Origin of the sequence: Actinomadura sp. KC345, assembly GCF_004348515.1 — a bacterium.
Classification (GTDB): domain Bacteria; phylum Actinomycetota; class Actinomycetes; order Streptosporangiales; family Streptosporangiaceae; genus Spirillospora.
This window is the reverse complement of record NZ_SMKH01000435.1, coordinates 1-4,920: the sequence shown is the minus strand read 5'-3', so window position 1 is coordinate 4,920 and position 4,920 is coordinate 1. Positions and strand designations below refer to the sequence as shown.

The window sequence follows — 4,920 nt, the reverse complement described above, 5'->3', positions numbered from 1 at the left end:
CCCTCCCCCGGGAGTGACCTTGCGAAGAAGACTTCTCCCCGTCCTCCTGCTCCCCGTCCTCTGCTCCCTCTCCCTGCTCGTCCCGCCGCCGGCGGGCGCCGCCCCCTCGCCCGCGGCCACCAAGCACGCCGCGCCCTACCTCTACATGGGCTGGGGCGACCCGCCTAACCCCTCCACGGTCATGAGCACGACCGGCGTCACGTGGTTCACGATGGCGTTCATCCTCTCGGGCGGCGGTTGCAGCCCCGCGTGGGACGGCACCCGTCCTCTCCAGGGCGGCGTGGACGCCCAGGCGATCGCCCAGATCCGCGCGGCGGGCGGGGACGTCCTGCCGTCCATCGGCGGCTGGTCGGGCAACAAGCTGGGCCCGAACTGCGCGACCCCCGAAGCCCTCGCCGGCGCCTACCAGGAGGTCATCGACGCCTACGGCCTCAAGGCCATCGACATCGACATCGAGAACACCGACGAGTTCGAGAACGCGGCCGTCCAGGACCGCATCCTGAACGCCCTGAAAATCGTCAAGCAAAACAACCCCGGCATCCAGACGATCGTGACGTTCGGGACCGGCACCGGCGGCCCCACCTACTGGGGCACGCGCCTCATCGACCGCGCGGCCGAGCTCCAGGCCGGCGTGGACGTGTTCACGATCATGCCGTTCAACTTCGGCGGCTCGGACATGTACGCCGACACCGTCAGCGCGTCCGAGGGCCTGAAGAACGCGCTGACGTCGGCGTTCGGATGGTCGGACGCGACCGCGTACTCGCACATGGGCATCTCCGGCATGAACGGCCTGTCGGACCAGCGGGAGGTCACGGACCCGGCGACCTGGACCCGGATCCGCGACTGGGCCAGGACGAACGGCCTGGCCAGGCTGGCGTACTGGTCGGTCAACCGCGACCGCCCGTGCCCCGGCGGCGGCGTGACGGCCAGTTGCAGCGGCATCGACCAGGAGCCGTGGGAGTTCACCAGGATCACCGCCGGCTTCTGACCCCTCGGACGGCCCGCGTCCCACCCGGGGACGCGGGCCGCGCCTTGACGTCATCCGCCCTTGAGGTTCGAGACTGGAACCATGTCCGAACTCAAGATCGGCACCGGGGTGCCCATGACACTGGACGGCGCGGACGACCCACGGCGTCCGGCGGTCACCGACGCGGCGCGCGCCATCGAGGAGCTGGGGTTCGAGTCCCTCTGGGTTTCCGACCTGATCATCGGGGACGGGACGCCCACCCTGGAGGCCGCCCTGGTCCTGGCCGCCGCGGCGGCGGCCACCGAACGCATCGACCTGGGCTTCAGCGTCCTCACCGTCCCGCTGCGCCCCGCCGCCTGGATCGCCACACAGATCGCCACACTCCAGGCGCTGTCGGGGGACCGGCTCCTTCTCGGCGTGGGCTCGGGCGGTTTCCCGGACTCGCCGTTCTGGCAGGCGCTGGAGGTGCCGAGCCGGGAGCGGGGCCCCAGGACCGACGCCACGCTCCGGGCTTTGCCCCGCCTGCTGGCCGGCGAGCCGACCGACCTCGTCCCGGACGCGCCGCCACTGACCCTGGGCCCGTCGACGCCAATGCCGCCCGTCCTGGTCGGCGGGAACTCCCCGGTCGCGATGCGGCGGGCGGTGGAGTTCGGCGGCTGGTTCCCCTCATTGATCTCCCCCGACGACCTCCGCCCGGCCGTCACGCGGCTGCGCGAACTGGCGGACGAGCGCGGCATGCCCGCGCCGAGCGTCACCGTGGGCGGGCATCTCATCGTCGGAGCCGACGAGTCGGCTCGCTCTGCCCGCGAATCCTTCGTCCGCAACCTGGTCGAGGCCCATGGGATGTCCCCGGAGGTCGCGGCGAACGTCCCCATGACGGCGGCGTCCCCCGCGGAACTCGCCGACGTCTTCGCCGCCTACGAGGCCGCGGGCGCCGACCGCATCGTCACCGGCCCGGACAACGGCGACTACAGAGCCGGCCTCCAAATGATGATCGAGGCCCGAACCCTGCTGAACTGATTTGCGAATGAAACACCGAAAACGCCAGGGCAGCCCGGGGGTAGTGCTAGCACCACCACCCGTTTAGGCCCTAGCTCTATCGTGGCATTCCGGTGTACTGACAAATAGTGGTGGTCGTCAGCGAGCCGAAAAAGGCTCAACCCGATCACAGGGGGAAAAGAAGTGTCACGCCTCACCCGCAAGGCCGCCACCACCGCACTGATCATCACAGTGGGATTCGGCGCCCTCGCTTCCACGGCCGTCCAGGCCACCGCCGACACCGGCCGGCCGGGCGCCCAGACCGCCCAGACGGCCCAGAACAAGGCCGGTGCACCGGACCGCTGGAACATGTGCTGGATGGCTCCCGCGGGATCCCTGGCCATGGACTTCGCCACCGGCGACGCCAGCGTCTGCTTCAGCGGAAGCGGCTACACCGACGACTTCGACAACGACGTCCTCGCCGAGGTCAACACCGGAAACAACGTCGGCACCCTGTGGCTGGACACGAACGGCGCGGCGTGGGAGAAGCCTTTCTCCCGCAACCAGACGTTCACGGTGCCGGCCGACACGAGGGTGACCGCCCTCTCGATGAACTAGCGGAAGACCCGGCGACCACTCGAACCCCTGCACGCAATTCCAATGCGTGCGGGGGCTCACCCGTGTGATTCAATCCGGCCTGCTCCCCAACCGCGCTCAACCGATCGGCGGCACCAGCCCGTGGCCGATGGCCCAGCTCTGGACCGTCCATGCCGCCGAAGTATGTTCTGAGTGCCCGCATCGACGACAAGGAGCGCGACCATGGCCGTGACGCTGATCAACCCCGACGGACTGCCGAAGCCCGACGTGTACCGGCAACTCTCGATCGCCACCGGATCGAGGATGGTGTTCCTCGCCGGGCAGGTCGCGCGGGACGCCGAGGGCCGGAAGGTCGGCGAGGGCGACTTCGCGTCCCAGGTCGAGCAGGCCTATCTGAACGTGGGCACAGCGCTCGCCGAGATCGGCGGGTCGTTCGACGACGTGGCCAAGCTGACCATCTACGTCGTGGACTGGAGTCCGGACAAGATGCCCCTGCTGGGCGAGGGAGTGGCGCGGGCAGCGCAGAAACTGGGCGTCGACCCGGTCAAGCCGATCACGCTTCTCGGGCGTCGCGGCCCTGGGCGAGCCCGACCTCATGGTCGAGGTCGAAGCCACCGCGGTCCTCGACTAGGGCGCGTTGCTGAACGGCAGCCATGGGTGAGGGCTTCGCGTCGACAGCGTCGTCCTTCACTGGCCGAGTTGACCGTCGAGCCAGGTGCGTAGGTCGTCGAGTGCAGCACTGGCCATGGCCGTCGCGTGCCCGGTAAAACCATGAGGCGCGGCGGGGTAGACGCACAGGTCGACTTCGACGTCGGCTGCGGAAAGCTGCACGGCCATGGCGAGGTTATCGCGCAACAGGGTGTCCTCTTCTCCGACGACGATCAGCACCGGTGGCAGGTTCGCCGGGTCGGCGTAGATCGGGGAAAAGTCCGGGTGGGTGCGGTCGGGCGCCTGGCCTGCGTAGGCCTCGATGAAGTACTCGTCGGCGATCAGGCGTCCGCCGGGTGTCCGCCCGCTGAGGTCGTAGGTCCCGAACTGCAGCACGGCGGCGTCGAACGCGGCCACACCGCGATCGCGGAGGCGAACGAGGGCGGTCATCGCGAGGGTGGCGCCTGCGGAGAACCCGCCGATGGCGAGGCGACCTGTTCCGAATCGGTCGGCCGCGTGTTCTGCGAGCCATAGTGCTGCGGTCTCGCAGTCGTCGGGCGCCGCCGGCCACGGATTCTCCGGCGCGAGCCGGTAATCGACGCTGACGACGACGATGCCGAGCGTGTCGGCCAGCTCACGGTTGCGGACATCGCTTCCTGCCGCAGATCCCATGTAGAACCCACCGCCGTGGATGTCCAGGAACACACCCCTGGGGGCGATCGACGTGGGGAAGTGGATCCTCACCGGGACCGTGCGGTCGCCGCGGCCGACGACTTCGGCGACCGCGGGAGGGCTCGATGGCGCGGGAGGTTTCGCCGCATCGCGGATCGACCGGAGCTCGTTCCAGCTGCTCGGGCCCCGGCCCATACCCCGTTTCTCATAGAACGCGCGGGTCGAGTCGATCAGCGGAATCAGCCGAGGGTCGAACAACTGCGACAGACCGAGCTTCATAGACCCAACGTAGCGAGCCACCTCGATCAACGACCTTCAACCCGGCGACCGGCGCGTGCTACACCCATTGGAGCACGGCAGCGAGGCAGAGCCCTGCATGGTGGTTGCGAGCGAGCTTGCCTTCCGACGGTGCGCGATCTGGTCGTCGCGTTCGGGGATCGTCGCGGCGGTGCCACGCTCGCGCAGCCACGCCCGGTTCGCCTTCGACGGATAACTCTTGTCTGCGATCACCCGATCCGGTCGGGTCCTTGGTCGCCCGCGGCCCGCGGGCACCCGGATCTTATCGAGGGTCGCAATCAGCATGCTCGTGTCGGCGGCCTGCCCCGGCGCCAGCACGAACGCGAGCGTGCGGCCCCTGCCATCGCAGACCAGGTGATTCTTGCTAGTCAGGCCGCCGCGGGAGTGGCCGATCGCCCCCCTGTGGCGCGCGGAAGGTCGCACCGTGCAGATGCACTCGCACGATCGTGGAACCGATCGACGTGACCCAATCCAAACCCCCGGCCTGCTGCGCGAGGGACCGCACGTTCTCCAGCACCTGCGCCCACACCCCCTGCACAGCCCAGCGTTTGAAGTTCATCAGAGATCACGTCACGCGACACTCATCAAAACTCGCCCGCGCACGGCCAGCATGGGTTTAGCAACACGCCCTAGTCTTGTTCTTTAACCTGGTTGGGTTCTTGGCTGGTGGGATCGGTGGTTCGCCTGACAGAGGGACGGCCTTGGCGTGATCATGTGCGCTGTTGAGGACGCAGTGTGATCACTACCAAGGCCGTGAGGGT

At 68.7% G+C, this 4,920-nt stretch carries 6 protein-coding genes; 4 read left to right on the top strand and 2 right to left on the bottom strand.

The genetic code is table 11. The features are described from left to right. From E1281_RS37475 to E1281_RS37460, 4 genes are all read left to right on the top strand, one after another. The coding region (locus E1281_RS37475; protein ID WP_207943743.1) for a chitinase at positions 1-988 on the top strand (988 nt) is incomplete at its 5' end. A gap of 81 nt (positions 989-1,069) precedes the next feature. Then, positions 1,070-1,987, top strand: coding sequence for an LLM class flavin-dependent oxidoreductase (locus E1281_RS37470; RefSeq protein ID WP_131884445.1), 918 nt, complete (start codon positions 1,070-1,072; stop codon positions 1,985-1,987). Positions 1,988-2,149: 162 nt separating this feature from the next. Beyond that, complete coding sequence (locus E1281_RS37465; protein ID WP_131884444.1) at positions 2,150-2,563, top strand: hypothetical protein; 414 nt, start codon at positions 2,150-2,152, stop codon at positions 2,561-2,563. A 201-nt stretch (positions 2,564-2,764) separates the two neighbouring features. Beyond that, the gene (locus tag E1281_RS37460) at positions 2,765-3,265 is read left to right on the top strand and encodes a RidA family protein (protein ID WP_347813337.1); all 501 of its coding nucleotides are present in this window, start codon (positions 2,765-2,767) and stop codon (positions 3,263-3,265) included. Here E1281_RS37460 and E1281_RS37455 read toward each other — a convergent pair. Together E1281_RS37455 and E1281_RS37450 are read right to left on the bottom strand one after the other, a co-directional pair. Further along, complete coding sequence (locus E1281_RS37455) at positions 3,230-4,141, bottom strand: alpha/beta hydrolase (RefSeq protein ID WP_131884443.1); 912 nt, start codon at positions 4,139-4,141, stop codon at positions 3,230-3,232. The two genes, E1281_RS37460 and E1281_RS37455, sit on opposite strands and share 36 nt — an antisense overlap. Before the next feature lie 36 nt (positions 4,142-4,177). Beyond that, positions 4,178-4,582, bottom strand: coding sequence for a transposase (locus tag E1281_RS37450; RefSeq protein ID WP_165959276.1), 405 nt, complete (start codon positions 4,580-4,582; stop codon positions 4,178-4,180). Positions 4,583-4,920 lie beyond the last annotated feature (338 nt).